Origin of the sequence: Pseudomonas sp. R1-18 (assembly GCF_051132095.1) — a bacterium.
GTDB lineage: Bacteria > Pseudomonadota > Gammaproteobacteria > Pseudomonadales > Pseudomonadaceae > Aquipseudomonas.
Genome location: NZ_CP071658.1, coordinates 4,357,145 through 4,371,671, shown reverse-complemented (window position 1 = coordinate 4,371,671; position 14,527 = coordinate 4,357,145). Strand labels below are relative to the sequence as shown.

At 60.7% G+C, this 14,527-nt stretch carries 14 protein-coding genes; 7 read left to right on the top strand and 7 right to left on the bottom strand.

The window, feature by feature from the left end; translation table 11 throughout:
* Positions 1-19 precede the first annotated feature (19 nt).
* The 6 genes from J3P77_RS19985 to J3P77_RS19960 all read left to right on the top strand — a co-directional run bounded on the left by J3P77_RS19985 (position 20) and on the right by J3P77_RS19960 (position 6,646).
* Positions 20-1,156: an ABC transporter substrate-binding protein gene (locus J3P77_RS19985; RefSeq protein ID WP_434678304.1), complete on the top strand. Its 1,137-nt coding sequence runs from the start codon at positions 20-22 to the stop codon at positions 1,154-1,156.
* Positions 1,157-1,328: 172 nt separating this feature from the next.
* Complete coding sequence (locus J3P77_RS19980) at positions 1,329-2,243, top strand: ABC transporter permease subunit (RefSeq protein ID WP_434678303.1); 915 nt, start codon at positions 1,329-1,331, stop codon at positions 2,241-2,243.
* 2 nt (positions 2,244-2,245) lie between these two features.
* Positions 2,246-3,547 (top strand): high-affinity branched-chain amino acid ABC transporter permease LivM, encoded by a 1,302-nt coding sequence (gene livM, locus J3P77_RS19975; RefSeq protein ID WP_434678302.1) that lies wholly within the window; start codon positions 2,246-2,248, stop codon positions 3,545-3,547.
* Positions 3,544-4,419 carry an ABC transporter ATP-binding protein gene (locus J3P77_RS19970; protein ID WP_434678301.1) on the top strand — a complete coding sequence of 292 codons (876 nt, stop codon included), beginning with the start codon at positions 3,544-3,546 and terminating at the stop codon, positions 4,417-4,419. The genes livM and J3P77_RS19970 overlap by 4 nt, the downstream gene beginning before the upstream one ends.
* A complete protein-coding gene (locus tag J3P77_RS19965; protein WP_434678300.1) occupies positions 4,416-5,132 on the top strand; it encodes an ABC transporter ATP-binding protein in 717 nt (238 codons plus the stop codon). Before J3P77_RS19970 ends, J3P77_RS19965 begins: the two co-directional genes overlap by 4 nt.
* Positions 5,133-5,881: 749 nt before the next feature.
* Positions 5,882-6,646, top strand: a complete 765-nt coding sequence (locus J3P77_RS19960) for an SDR family oxidoreductase (RefSeq protein ID WP_434678299.1) — start codon at positions 5,882-5,884, stop codon at positions 6,644-6,646.
* A 15-nt stretch (positions 6,647-6,661) separates the two neighbouring features.
* Here J3P77_RS19960 and J3P77_RS19955 read toward each other — a convergent pair whose 3' ends face one another.
* From J3P77_RS19955 to J3P77_RS19930, 6 genes are all read right to left on the bottom strand, one after another.
* Positions 6,662-7,879, bottom strand: coding sequence for an AGE family epimerase/isomerase (locus tag J3P77_RS19955; RefSeq protein WP_434678298.1), 1,218 nt, complete (start codon positions 7,877-7,879; stop codon positions 6,662-6,664).
* A 164-nt stretch (positions 7,880-8,043) separates the two neighbouring features.
* Positions 8,044-8,616: a HupE/UreJ family protein gene (locus J3P77_RS19950; protein ID WP_434678297.1), complete on the bottom strand. Its 573-nt coding sequence runs from the start codon at positions 8,614-8,616 to the stop codon at positions 8,044-8,046.
* Between the two features lie 37 nt (positions 8,617-8,653).
* A complete protein-coding gene (gene ureG / locus J3P77_RS19945; RefSeq protein WP_434678296.1) occupies positions 8,654-9,268 on the bottom strand; it encodes an urease accessory protein UreG in 615 nt (204 codons plus the stop codon).
* A gap of 19 nt (positions 9,269-9,287) precedes the next feature.
* Positions 9,288-9,962: an urease accessory protein UreF gene (locus J3P77_RS19940; RefSeq protein ID WP_434678295.1), complete on the bottom strand. Its 675-nt coding sequence runs from the start codon at positions 9,960-9,962 to the stop codon at positions 9,288-9,290.
* The gene (ureE, locus tag J3P77_RS19935) at positions 9,959-10,459 is read right to left on the bottom strand and encodes an urease accessory protein UreE (protein WP_434678294.1); all 501 of its coding nucleotides are present in this window, start codon (positions 10,457-10,459) and stop codon (positions 9,959-9,961) included. Before ureE ends, J3P77_RS19940 begins: the two co-directional genes overlap by 4 nt.
* 359 nt (positions 10,460-10,818) lie before the next feature.
* Complete coding sequence (locus J3P77_RS19930; RefSeq protein ID WP_434678293.1) at positions 10,819-11,451, bottom strand: TetR family transcriptional regulator; 633 nt, start codon at positions 11,449-11,451, stop codon at positions 10,819-10,821.
* A 271-nt stretch (positions 11,452-11,722) separates the two neighbouring features.
* Here J3P77_RS19930 and J3P77_RS19925 point away from each other — a divergent pair, with 271 nt between their 5' ends.
* Entirely contained in the window at positions 11,723-13,789 is a 2,067-nt protein-coding gene (locus J3P77_RS19925) for an AsmA family protein (protein ID WP_434678292.1), read from the top strand.
* A gap of 83 nt (positions 13,790-13,872) precedes the next feature.
* Here the strand turns inward: J3P77_RS19925 and J3P77_RS19920 are convergent, their stop codons facing one another.
* Entirely contained in the window at positions 13,873-14,406 is a 534-nt protein-coding gene (locus tag J3P77_RS19920) for a ferritin-like domain-containing protein (RefSeq protein ID WP_434678291.1), read from the bottom strand.
* Positions 14,407-14,527: the final 121 nt, after the last annotated feature.

Genomic DNA, 14,527 nt, shown 5'->3' with positions numbered 1-14,527 from the left:
ATCCTCAGGAGCACCACTCATGTCGCATACGTTTTACAGGAAAGGTTTTCTGGCAATCGCAGTGGCAACTGCATTGGGCGTGTCTTCGTTTGCTCAGGCTGATGTGAAGATCGGTGTCGCCGGTCCCATGACGGGTGCCAACGCCTCGTTTGGTCAGCAATACATGAAGGGTGCGCAGGCAGCTGCGGACGCAATCAATGCGGCAGGCGGCGTGAATGGGGAAAAAATCGTACTGGTCGCCGGTGATGATGCCTGCGAACCCAAACAGGCCGTTGCCGTTGCGAACCGACTGGTCGATCAGGACAAGGTTGTCGGCGTGGTTGGCCACTTCTGTTCTTCGTCGACCATTCCCGCGTCGGAAATCTATAGCGACGCCGGGGTCATCGCCATCACGCCCGGCTCGACCAACCCACAGGTCACCGAGCGCGGCATGAAAGAGATGTTCCGCATGTGCGGCCGTGATGACCAGCAAGGCATCGTTGCCGGTGACTATATCGTCGACGTCCTCAAGGGCAAGAAAGTCGCCGTTCTGCATGACAAGGACACCTATGGGCAGGGCCTTGCCGATGCCACTCAGATTCAGCTCAAGAAGCGCGGCGTTACACCGGTTCTTTACGAGGGCCTGACTCGCGGCGAAAAAGATTTCAGCGCAGTAGTCACCAAGATTCGTTCGGTAGGCGCGGACGTTGTTTACTTCGGCGGCCTGCATCCGGAAGCCGGTCCGCTGGTGCGTCAGATGCGCGAGCAGGGCCTCAAGGACGTGAAGTTCATGTCCGACGACGGCATCGTGACCGACGAACTGGTAACCACCGCCGGTGGCGCGCAGTACGTCGACGGTGTGTACATGACGTTTGGCGCCGACCCGCGCGCGTTGCCCGACAGCAAGGCTGTGGTAGACCACTTCCGCAAGACCGGTTACGAGCCTGAAGGCTACACCCTGTACTCGTACGCATCCGTGCAGGCGCTGGCCGCAGGCTTCAACGGGGCCAAATCCAACAAGGGCGACGCCGCTGCCGCCTGGCTCAAGGCCAACCCGGTCAAGACCGTCATGGGCGAGAAGTCCTGGGATGCCAAGGGCGATTTGAAGGTTTCGGACTATGTGGTTTACCAGTGGGATGCCACCGGTAAATACAAGCAACTCGAAAAGCAGAAGTAATTCGATCCTTGCCGCCCGGGGTCAGGCACGCGCTGCATGGCGCGGGCGGCGTGGCGACGGGCTCGCCCATGAGCGTGCCCGCATTCTGCTGTTGTCTTTGGACGCGTTCGCCACTCCTGCGGGAGCGGCGTGCGTAACCCTGAGCTGCCTTTCAAGTGTGTGAGCGTGCGTGATGGACGGTATATTCCTGCAGCAAATGGTCAACGGACTGACCCTCGGGTCGGTGTACGGACTCATTGCCATCGGTTACACGATGGTCTACGGCATCATCGGCATGATCAACTTCGCTCACGGCGACGTTTACATGATCTCCGCCTACCTGGCCGCTATCGGCCTGGCGGTCCTTTCTTTCTTCGGCCTCGAATCCTTTCCCTTTCTGATTCTGGGCACGTTGATCTTCACTATCGTGGTCACGGGTGTTTACGGGTTCGTCATCGAACGCGTGGCCTACAAGCCGTTGCGTAACTCGACTCGTCTGGCGCCGTTGATCAGTGCCATCGGTATTTCGCTGATCCTGCAAAACTACGCGCAGATCAGTCAGGGTGCCCGCCAGCAGGGCGTTCCAACGCTGCTGGAAGGGGCGTGGCGTCTGGATATCGGCACCGGTTTCGTGCAGATCACCTACACCAAGATCTTCATTCTCATCGCAGCCTTCGTCGGCATGGGCGTGCTGACCTACATCATCCAGTGCACCAAGCTCGGCCGCATGTGCCGCGCTACTCAGCAAGACCGCAAGATGGCGTCGATTCTGGGTATCAATACCGATCGGGTTATTTCCTACGTGTTCATCATCGGTGCGGCCATGGCGGCGCTGGCTGGTGTGCTGATCACCATGAACTACGGCACCTTCGACTTCTACGCCGGCTTCGTCATCGGCATCAAGGCATTCACTGCGGCGGTGCTGGGAGGCATCGGCTCCTTGCCGGGTGCGATGCTTGGGGGGCTGATCCTCGGCGTCGCCGAATCGCAGTTCTCCGGTCTGATCAACTCCGACTACAAAGACGTGTTCAGTTTCGGCCTGCTGGTGCTGATCCTGATCTTCCGTCCCCAAGGCCTGCTGGGTCGCCCACTCGTGGCGAAGGTGTGAGTATGTCCGCTCCTGATGCAAAACCTGTTGATATCAAGAAAAGCCTGATCGACGCAGTCGTCGCCGGCCTGCTGGCGCTGATCGTGTTCGGACCTATCGTGGGCATCGTCCTCGACGGCTACAGCTTTAATCTGCAACCAACCCGTGTCGCCTGGCTGGTAGCGGTGGTCATGGCCGGCCGCTTCCTGATGAGCCTGTTTCTGCAGACACCTCACGGATTGCGCATTGCCCATGGCCTGGACAGTGGCGGCTCGGGCGTACACGTGCTCAAACCCGGCCACAAGTCGAACCTGTACTGGATCATTCCGATCCTGATCGTGATCGCGGTGATTTTTCCGGTGTTCGCCAACAAGTACGTGCTGACCGTGGTGATCCTCGGCCTGATCTACGTGCTGCTGGGGCTGGGCCTGAATATCGTGGTCGGTCTCGCGGGCCTGCTCGACCTGGGTTACGTGGCGTTCTATGCCATTGGCGCCTATGGTCTGGCGCTGGGTTACCAGTATCTGGGGCTGGGATTCTGGTCGGCATTGCCGCTGGCCGCCATCGCCGCGGCGCTGGCCGGCTGCATACTCGGTTTCCCCGTACTGCGAATGCATGGTGATTACCTTGCCATCGTGACGCTGGGTTTCGGTGAGATCATCCGTCTGGTGCTCAACAACTGGCTGTCCTTCACTGGCGGCCCGAATGGTGTGCCAGTACCTTCGCCGACCTTCTTCGGTCTGGAATTCGGCAGAAGGGCCAAGGACGGCGGCATACCCATCCATGAGTACTTCGGCTTCGATTACAACCCGGATCTCAAATTCCTGTTCATCTATGCCGTATTGTTCCTCGTGGTGCTGGCCGTGCTGTTCATCAAGCATCGCCTGACGCGCATGCCGATCGGTCGCGCGTGGGAAGCCCTGCGCGAGGATGAAATCGCCTGCCGCTCCATGGGGCTCAACCATGTGCTGGTAAAACTATCGGCATTCACCATCGGTGCGTCGACGGCGGGTCTGGCCGGTGTGTTCTTCGCCAGCTACCAGGGCTTCGTCAACCCGACGTCGTTCACCTTCTTCGAGTCGGCGCTGATTCTGGCCATCGTGGTCCTGGGCGGCATGGGCTCGACCGTCGGCGTTGTGATCGCCGCTTTCGTACTCACCGTGGCCCCCGAACTGTTGCGCAGCTTCTCCGAGTATCGGGTGCTGCTGTTCGGCATCCTGATGGTGCTGATGATGATCTGGCGGCCTCGCGGCCTGATCCGCATCAGCCGCACCGGTGTAGCCCCGCGCAAGGGCGTTCTGGTTACCGAAGGAGCCGCGCGATGAACAACGAAGTGATTCTCTCGGTCGAGCATCTGATGATGCATTTCGGCGGCATCAAGGCGTTGAGTGACGTCAGCCTTGAGGTGCGCCGGAATTCGATCTTTGCTCTGATCGGCCCCAACGGCGCGGGCAAGACCACCGTCTTCAACTGCCTTACCGGTTTCTACAAGGCCACCGGCGGGCGTATTCAGCTGCATACGCGCGGCAAGGACACCAACGTCATCCAGTTGCTTGGCGAGCCCTTCAAGGCCGGCGACTTCGTGTCACCGAAAAGCTTCGCCAGCCGGCTTTACTACAAGATGTTCGGCGGTACGCACCTGGTGAACCGCGCGGGCCTGGCGCGCACGTTTCAGAACATTCGCCTGTTCAAGGAAATGTCCGTCATCGAGAACCTGCTGGTGGCCCAGCATATGTGGGTCAACCGCAGCCTGATCGCGGGGATCCTCAACACCAAGGGTTACCGAAAGGCCGAGGAAGATGCGCTGAGCACTGCTTTCTACTGGCTGGAGGTGGTGGATCTGGTGGACTGTGCCAACCGTCTTGCCGGCGAATTGTCGTACGGCCAGCAACGCCGTCTGGAAATCGCCCGCGCGATGTGCACGCGGCCGCAGGTGATCTGCCTGGACGAACCCGCGGCGGGCCTCAACCCGCAGGAGACCGAGGCCTTGAGCGGCATGATCCGCTTGCTGCGCGACGAGCACGACATGACCATCGTGCTGATCGAGCACGACATGGGCATGGTCATGGGCATATCCGATGAAATTGTGGTGCTGGACCACGGCAACGTCATTGCCGCTGGCAGACCCGAGCAGATCAGGAACGATCCAAAGGTGATCGCGGCCTATCTGGGCGCTGATGAAGAGGAGTTGGTATGAGCAAGCCGATCCTCGAATTGAAAGAGATCGATGTGTTTTACGGGCCGATTCAGGCTCTCAAGAAAGTCTCGCTGCACATCGATGAAGGCGAGACGGTCAGCCTGATCGGTTCCAACGGCGCGGGCAAATCGACGCTGCTGATGTCGATCTTCGGCCAGCCTCGCGCCGCGAGCGGGCAGATCATCTATCAAGGCACCGACATCACCCACAAGTCCTCGCATTACATCGCTTCCAACGGCATCGCGCAGTCGCCGGAAGGGCGTCGCGTATTCCCCGACATGTCAGTCGAGGAAAACCTCATGATGGGCACCATCCCTATCGGCGACAAATATTCGGGCGAGGACATGCAACGCATGTTCGATCTCTTCCCGCGGCTCAAGGAACGTCGTAACCAGCGCGCCATGACCATGTCCGGCGGCGAGCAACAGATGCTCGCCATCGCGCGCGCATTGATGAGCCGGCCCAAACTGCTGCTGCTCGACGAGCCCAGCCTCGGGCTGGCGCCGATCATCGTCAAACAGATCTTCTCGACCTTGCGCGAGCTGGCCTCAACTGGCATGACCATCTTCCTGGTCGAGCAGAACGCCAACCATGCACTCAAGTTGTCAGACCGCGCTTACGTGATGGTCAACGGGCAGATCCGGCTCTCTGGTACCGGAAAGGAGCTGCTAGTCAACGAAGAGGTCAGAAACGCCTATCTGGGCGGCCACTGATCTGAACTATGGATAAGTGATAGCAGCCAGCGCTCCGGGGTTTTGCTACCTGGGGCGCTTTCTTCCAATTGTGGAAAACAATTTTGACGCCTGTCCAAACCGCGACATAAAGCCGCTGCAAATCTTTGTTTTGTCACGATTTCGACTTGTTCAGATTAACTGTGGAACCGGCTGTTAATAACTTGGGTGCAATTGGCTACAGCCCTTTAAAAACGTGGGCTATAGCGATGTGTTTGTTTTTTGTACAGCGGTTTTCGGGAGGGTTTTCGCAGGGTTTGTCAACACGATCGGACCTGGTCGTCCATACAGTAAAAGCCTGATGCAAAGCTGTGGATAACTCTGTGGGCAAGCGTTGGAAATAGCTCGCAAACCGGCCAATCCATTGGGCTAGAGGCCATCACGGAGACTTTTTGTCTGGGGCGTGCTTTTCCTGACCTCGATAAAGTCAAGCGCAAAACTTCTGTCAACCCGCTGAGAGCCGCGCGGACCGGGGCTTTCAGTCTCCACAGTTGCCCCCAGAGATTGTGGGCCTGACTGTGGATAAGGTGGGCAAAAGCTCGTACAAGCCAAGCGGGCCGGGCCTTGAGTGCATCTGATCATATTTTGTACAGCTCGCGCGTCTACCAGCGAGGTTAACCAGGGCGCTTGATCCATCGCGCGCTGGACGGGCATTCTGCTGCCTGATTACTAACTCGGTTTACTCATCACCATCAGGCTGCGCGTCACTCGCGCCATGTCAGGAGAAAGAAATGACTTCCACTGTATTCATTACCGGTGCCACATCCGGGTTTGGCGAAGCCTGCGCCCGCCGTTTCGCCGAGGCGGGCTGGTCGCTGGTGCTTACCGGTCGCCGCAAAGACCGTCTGGACGCCCTGAGCGCCGAGCTGTCCGGCAAGACCAAAGTGCATACGCTGGAGCTGGACGTGCGTGATCGCGCAGCGATGGAAAGCGCGATCGCCGGGTTGCCCGAAGAGTTCGCGACGATTCGCGGCCTGATCAACAACGCTGGCCTGGCATTGGGCATTGACCCCGCACCCAAGTGCGATCTGGATGACTGGGAAACCATGATCGACACCAACGTCAAAGGCCTGGTGTTCACCACGCGCTTGCTGCTGCCACGCCTGATCGGCCATGGCCGCGGCGCGAGCATCGTCAACCTGGGTTCGGTCGCGGGCAACTACCCGTATCCGGGCGGCAACGTGTATGGCGGCACCAAGGCGTTCGTAGGCCAGTTCTCGCTGAACCTGCGCAACGACCTGATCGGCACGGGCGTGCGCGTGACCAATCTTGAACCGGGCCTGTGCGAAAGCGAGTTCTCACTGGTGCGTTTCGGTGGCGACCAGGCCAAGTACGACGCAACCTACGCCGGTGCCGAGCCTATCCAGCCGCAAGACATTGCCGAGACGATCTTCTGGATCATGAACACCCCGGCACATGTCAATATCAACAGCCTGGAGCTGATGCCGGTCAGCCAGACCTGGGCCGGGTTTGCGGTTGATCGCAATCGCGGTTGATTTGTTGCAGGCGCGCTAGCGGGCGTCGGGCAGGGCGGTCGCCATTGGCGCGCCGCTGCCGCGCCGTTGCAGAAAATCCGCCAGGCCGATGTAGCAGGTCGCCAGGTGGTAAGGCGTGGTCGAAGGCATGTCGTTGCGGCTGACATGCCCTTCGCTGTCCAGGCATTCACTCCAGCCCTTTTCATGCAGGAAGCGTTGTTGCAGCGCGATCAGCTGCTCACGCAGATCCGCCTTGCTCTGCGGATGCAGCGCCAGCGCACGCAAGTACTCGGCCTGGGCCCAGATGCGCTGCGTAGCGTCCAGCCGCGTCCCATCCAGCGTCAACATGGCGGCCACTGCGCCGGTCCGCGGGTCTACGCCTTGGGCTTCGGCCTGCAGGAACGCGCGAGTCAGGGACTGATGCAACGGTCGGTCGTGCATCTCGGGTGAAGATTGCAGTAGGAAAAACCACTCGAACTGGTGGCCCGGCTCGTACCAGTTATCCACAGCACCCAGCGGTTTTTCCAGCATGACGCCGGTGTCCGGATCGACGAAGCGACGCTGCATGTGCTCCACCAGCCCATCGAGCGCTGATTGGGTTTGGGGATCTGCGCGCAGTGACAGCGTCGCCAGAAAGGCCTCGGCCAGATGCATCAGCGGGTTCTGCAACGGTCCGCTGCCCAGCGTGGACCAGTCTTCGTCCAGCTGCGCTTCGTATAGACCCGCCCCGTCGGTAAACCGCTCGGCGACCACCTTCAGGGCCGCGTCGAGCGCCGATTCCGCCAGCGGCTCTTTGGTACGAGCCCAAAAGTGGGCGCAGGCGAAAATGATGAAGGCGTGGGTGTACAGATCCTTGCGCCGGTCCAGCGGCTTGCCCTGCGGATCGACGCTGTAGAACCAGCCGCCATGCTCTGCGTCGTGAAAGTGCTGTTGCAGCGAGCGGAACAGCGCACCGGCACGGGCTTCGGCATCGGCGACGTCCGGGTGGCCGATCAGGCTGGAAAACACAAACAGCTGCCGCGCACACGCCATCGCACGGTAGCGTTGCGGCGGCAGGGGCTGGTGGTCGGCGCCAAGGGCTTCGTAAGGCAGCGCCAGTTGCGGATTCCAGCCGGGACCCTGCCACAACGGCACGATCACCCGCAGGAAATGCTCCTGCAGGGCGGCGAAAGTGGAAGTCAGGTCAGGCGTGGAGGCGGAGCTGGAAGCTTGGGACATCGGCTGGCGTCGCGGCAGGATTCGGATGCGCGACATGGTAGCAGGATTGCCAATGGAGATACCCCCGGGAACGCGGATGCCCGTCGCGAGCAAGCTCCCTCCCACGATTCGGGTTTGCCCGCGTCTATGTGGGAGCGGACTTGTCCGCGATCTGGCGCGCAGCGGCAGCAGTCCATTGCCGGTTGACTACAGGGCTATGCTCAGGCCGCCAACAACCAGACACCTGCCGCAGCCGACGCTGCACCGGCCAGACGCACCAGTGGCGCGGCGGCTTGGGGCAGCAGGCGCACTGCCGCATAACCCACGGCATGCAGCGCAGCGGTTGCGACCACGAAGCCTGCGGCATACGCCCACGGGCTGGACATCTCAGGCAGCTCAAGACCATGCGCGACACCATGGAACAGGGCGAATGCCGCAGTGGACACCATCGCCAGTACCAGTGGCGGGCGCACCGCCAGCGCGACAGCCAGACCCAGTGCCAGCACCGATGCAGCAATGCCGCTCTCCATTGCCGGCAGATTCAGTCCGGCGAAGCCAAGCACGCCGCCAATCAGCATCGTGGCGACAAACGTGCATGGCAGCGCCCAGCGTGCCACGCCTTGCTGCTGCGCCGCCCACAACCCCACCGCCAGCATGGCCAGTAGATGGTCCAGACCGCCAATCGGGTGGCCGATGCCGGCCATCAGACCATTGTCGCCATGGCCGGGGTGTGCCAGAGCCAGTGTGGGGGCCAGCAGAAGGGCGAGGGCGCCAAGTGCTTTCTTGTAGTTCATCTTTCGTTCCTTATGAATTCAACCTTGCGGATAAAAGTCAGGCCGCGGTCAACAGTCCCTGGCGCTCAATGAAGGCAATGATCTGTTCCAGACCGTGGCCGGTTTTCTGGTTGCTGAAGACGAAAGGCTTTTCGCCGCGCATTCTTCGGGTGTCGCCGTCCATCATCTCCAGCGAAGCGCCCACCAACGGTGCGAGGTCGATCTTGTTGATCACCAGCAAGTCGGATTTGCAGATGCCCGGCCCGCCCTTGCGTGGCAGCTTGTCGCCTGCGGAAACGTCGATCACGTAAATAGTCAGATCAGACAGTTCGGGGCTGAAGGTTGCCGACAGGTTATCGCCGCCGGACTCGACAATGATCAGGTCCAGGCCTTCGAACCGACGGTTCAACTGGTCGACAGCTTCAAGATTGATGGACGCGTCCTCGCGGATCGCCGTGTGCGGGCAGCCACCGGTTTCCACGCCAATGATGCGTTCCGGCGCCAGCGCCTGGTTGCGCACCAGAAAGTCAGCGTCTTCGCGGGTGTAGATGTCATTGGTAACGACGGCCAGGTTGTAGCGGTCGCGCAGCGCCAGGCACAGCGCCAGGGTCAGGGCGGTCTTGCCCGAACCGACCGGGCCGCCGATGCCGACACGCAGAGGTTGGCTGTTCATTGAGTTCTCCATAAGTGAGTCAGGACCGGAACAACCGGCTGTATTGACGTTCATGAGCCATGCTGGCGAGCGAAAGACCAAACGCGGCGCTGCCGACATGGCGGATGTCCTGAGCGGTGGCGTGATGCTGGGCTTGCTGCAGCAGCGGCAACAGTTTGCTGGTCAGACGTTGCGCAGCCTGCTGACCAAGAGGCAGCGTTTTCATCAGCACGGCCAGCTGGTTTTCCAGCCAGCTCCACAACCAGGCGGCGAGCGCGTCCTGCGGGCTGATCTGCCATGCGCGTGCCGCCAGCGCCCAGCCAAGGGCTAGATGTGGCTCCGGGGTCTGCTCCAGAAAGCGCCTTGCCAACCGATCCAGCTCCGGCAGACCGTTGAGCAGTTGCTGCAGCGAGTAGCCCATCTGCCGGCTTTCAAGATGCAGCTCGCGGGTTTCCCGGCTGGCGCGATGCTCCTCACTCAGTTGAAACAACTGAGCCCAGTTCTCCCCGGCGGCAGCCTCGCAGTGGGCCAGCAGCAGAGGTGCTTCGAAACGGGCCAGATTGAGCAGCAACTGATCGCCGATCCAGCGCGCGGCGGAAGCCTGGTCGGTCACGACCGCCGTCTCCACCGCCATTTCCAGCGCTTGGGAATAGCTGTAGCCGCCAATCGGCAACTGCGGGCTGGCCAGGCGCAACAGCGCCCAGGCGCGATTCACGTACGCACGCCGAACTGGTGCAGGCGCGGCGGATAGTTGAAGTCCTCTTCCCCCGCACGCGAATGATGATGGCCGCCGCCGTACGCGCCGTGTTCCGGCTGAAACGGTGCTTCAATGATGTCGGTAGTGGCGCCCAGTTGATCGAGCATGGCCTTGAGCACGTAGTCATCGAGCAGACGCAGCCAGCCATCGCCCACTTGAAGTGCGACGTGGCGGTTGCCCAAGTGATAAGCGGCTCGGGTCAACTCGAAGGTGCTGCTGCAAGTGACATGCATCAGCTTCTCCGGCCGCGCGCAAACGCGTACCACCCGGCCATCTTCGGCCTGCAGAAACTCCCCATCGTGCAGGGGCGGCTGTCCACGTTGCAGGAACAGGCCGACATCCTCGTTCTCTGCACTGAAGCAGCGCAGGCGGCTCTTGCTGCGCGCTTCATAGTTCAGGTGCAGCTCAGCGGCCCAGTCGGGTTGGGGTTCGATTCTTTTGTGAATCACCAGCATTGGAAGCTTCCTGCCTGTTGCGATGCTTTACAACAGAGCAAGGGGCTTGCCAATAGTGCAGGAAGTAGGAAATAGCTGACGGAAAGGTACGATTGCGACCAACCTGGAAGAGCTCCGCGCGCTATTTAGGTGCGCAAATTAGAAGGTGCGCCAGGTTGGGGCGAGGTCGGCGGACCGTTTCGCTGCCGCTGCACGGCAGATCGCGACCAAGGTCGCTCCTACACGTATTGCGACAACCAGAGTCGCTGTTGGAGCAAGCCGCTGCCGTTGCACGGCAGATCGCGAGCAAGGTTGCGCCCACGTATTACGACGATCAGGGTCTCTGTGGGAGCCAGCTTGCTGGCGAGGCGCAAGCCTGCTCAATCATGGCTTCCCAATCCTCGCCAGTGTCGGGCGCCGATGAAGATAAAGCGCAGCTGCTGGGTGATTTTGGCGTGCGGGGTCAGGTGCGGTGCGAGGGTTGCCGGTGGCGGGTCGATGAGTTCGGGAAGCATCGCGAATACGCTTTTGACCACCAGGTCGGCAATGATCGACAGGGCCTCGGTATTGAGGTGCTGCCACTTGGGCATCCTGGCCAGATCCGCGGTCAGGTCGGCACTGATGCCCTCGCGCAGCGCGCCCAGTGCCTGACGCACCTGCAGCGAGCCGCCGTATTGCTCGCGGGCCAGAAACAGAAATTGCGAGCGGTTGGCCGCGACCTTGTCGAGAAAGATCCGCACCGACGCATGAATCAACCCGCCCATGGCGAACTCGTTGTGGCGCACCAGACGGATCGTTTCACGGAAGGTCTGTCCGACCTCGCTGACCAGCGCCAGCCCCAACTGATCCATATCGTCGAAATGTCGATAGAACCCGGTCGGGACGATACCCGCCGTGCGCGCCACCTCCCGCAGACTGAGGCTGCCGAAGCTGCGCCCGCTCTCCATCAAGTGATGCGCGGCGTCGAGCAGCGCTCGGCGGGTTTGTTGTTTCTGTTCGGCGCGGGGCAGCATGAGGCAAACAATTCTGGGAAATGACTGAGCAGCACTCTATCAAATGCGCTTCGCATGCGTCGAAGAGCTTTTTGCCGGGTACGCACGCTGGCAGGCTAAGACGCGCTGGAGCTGCTTGACCAGCCGGTCAGGCCCGTAGTCAGCAAAGAGTTCGGTATTATTGGCCATGGTTATTTATGCTCACCGGGCACCCTCGGGGGTTTCGCCAGTCCAAGGGCCATGTCGTACTCAACGCGCCACGGCTGGGGCGTTGTTTTCAGGGGAGTGACGCATGACGCGTAGCCGCAAGATTTTCGCCTGGACTGGCGCCACGCTGTTGGCCCTGCTGGTTCTTCTGGTGATTCTGATCGCCACTTTCGATTGGAATCGCCTCAAACCCACCATCAATGAAAAAGTCAGTGAAGCGCTGCACCGTCCGTTCGCCATCAATGGCAATCTCGATGTTCAATGGCAGCGCGAGCCGGAGCTTGGCGGCTGGCGAGCCTGGGTGCCGTCACCGCATTTCGTTGCCGACGATCTGACGCTTGGCAACCCGGAGTGGTCGAAGACGCCACAAATGGCGACCCTCAAACGCGTTGAATTCCGGCTGTCATTGCTGCCGTTACTGGCTCAGCGGGTGGCGATTCCACGTATCGACCTGACCGGTCCGGAAGCGAAGCTGGAGCGCCTTGCCGATGGGCGCGCCAACTGGACCTTCGACCTTCCCGAATCGGACCCGAACGCCGAACCTTCGAAGTGGGTAATGGACATCGGCGCAATCAAGTTCGACAAGGGGCTGGTCGGTTACGATGACCGGACCCTCAATGCGCAGGTCGATGTGGCCATCGACATGCTCGGCAAGCCGATCCCGTTCAGCGATATCGTCGGCAGCAAAGAAGCCGAAAAGGTTCAGGAAAAAGGCGCGGTTCCTCAAGACTATGCGTTCGGACTGGCCTACAAGGGGCAATACCACGGCCAGAAACTGAACGGCAACGGCAAGATCGGCGGCCTGTTGGCACTCAAGGACGCGACCCAACCGTTTCCGGTGCAGGCAGACGTGAAGGTCGGCGATACCCATGCGGTCATCGCCGGCACCCTGACCGACCCGCAGAATCTGGGGGCGCTGGATCTGCGTTTGAAACTGTCGGGCGCCAGCCTGAGCAATCTATACCCGTTGACCGGTGTGACTCTGCCCGATTCGCCGGCCTACTCGACCGATGGCCGCCTGATCGCGAAGTTGCGCGAGCCCACCGGGGCCAGCTTCAGTTACCAAGGCTTCAACGGCAAGATCGGCGACAGCGATATCCACGGGGATCTGAAATTCGTCGCCAGTCAGCCGCGACCCAAGCTCAGTGGCGTGCTGGTCTCCAACCAACTGCTGTTCAGCGACCTGGCGCCGTTGATCGGCGCGGATTCCAACGCCGAGCAGAAACAGCGCGGCGGCGAGAGCAAGCAACCGGCGGGCAAGGTCTTGCCGGTCGAAGAGTTCCAGACCGACCGCTGGCGTGCGATGGACGCCGATGTGGAGTTCACCGGCAAGCGCATCGTGCAGAGCCCGGAGCTTCCATTCACTGACCTCTATACGCATGTGGTGCTCAACGATGGCGAACTGAGCCTCGTGCCGCTGCGTTTCGGCGTGGCCGGTGGCAAGCTCGACGCGGATATTCGTCTCAATGGGCAGAAAACTCCGCTACAAGGCCGAGCCAAACTGTCGGCACGCAACTTCAAGCTCAAGCAACTGTTCCCGACTTTCGAACCGATGAAGACCAGCTTTGGTGAACTCAATGGTGATGCGGATATCAGCGGCCAGGGTAATTCAGTGTCTGCTCTGCTGGGCACTGCCAATGGCGAGCTGAAAATGCTGGTGAACGACGGCGCAATCAGCCGAAGCCTGATGGAGATCGCCGGGCTCAATGTGGGCAACTACGTGGTCGGCAGGCTGTTCGGCGATCAGGACGTAAAGATCAACTGTGCCGCGACCGATTTCGGTATCAAGGACGGCCTGGCGACCAGTCGCTTATTCGTGTTCGATACCGAGAACGCGATCATCTACATCGACGGCACGGCGAACATGAAGACCGAACAGCTGGACTTGAAGATCAGCCCCGAATCGAAAGGCTTCCGGGTGTTCTCGCTGCGCTCGCCGTTGTACGTAAGAGGCGCGTTCGCCAACCCTGGCGCGGGCGTGCAATCCGGGCCGCTGCTGCTGCGCGGCGCCGGCATGGTGCTGCTCGGCGCGACCATAGGTCCGGCAGCCGGTCTGCTGGCGCTGATGGCACCAGGCGACAACGAGGAAAATCAGTGCGAGCCGTTGCTGCAGCAGATGAAAGAGGGCAAGGCGCCGAAGACCGTTAAATAAGCACGTAGGAGCGCGCTTGCCCGCGACGGCGGATTCACAGACCCAACATCACTACGGGCCAGGTCGCGGGCTAGCTGTCTCGGTCAAAGGTCGTTGAGGATATCCGCCATGTCATCGGCGTGTTCTTCTTCCTGAGCAAGGATCTCTTCGAAGATGCGGCGGGTGGTCGGGTCGGTTTCGCCGATGTACTGAATGATCTCCCGGTAGCTGTCGATCGCGATGCGCTCGGCCACCAGATCTTCGTAAACCATCTCCTTGAGCGTGTTGCCCGCCACATATTGCGCATGGGAATTGCGCGACAGCGTGTCAGGGTTGAATTCCGGCTCGCCACCCAGCTGCACGATGCGCTCGGCCAGCTTGTCGGCATGCTCGGCTTCCTGCTGCGCGTGTTCCAGGAACTCGGAGGCCGCCACGCTCGCCTTCAGGCCGGTAGCCATGTAGTAGTGGCGCTTGTAGCGCAGAGTGCAAACCAGTTCGGTCGCCAGCGCTTCGTTGAGCAGCCGCAGAACAGTCTCGCGGTCGGCGCTGTAGCCTTCGGTCACTGCCCCGTTTTCAACGTTCTGGCGCGCACGTTGGCGCAGGGTGTTCACATCGGATAGTTGTGGTGCAGAAATCATCGGTTATCTCCAGACTCATCAGGTGTGTGTCTCGCTCTCTGGCGGATCGTGCGGCGAGATCATCAGAAATGTGAGTGATGTAACCGGAGAAAGTTTTACTGGTTTTCAGCTGAGTCCACGG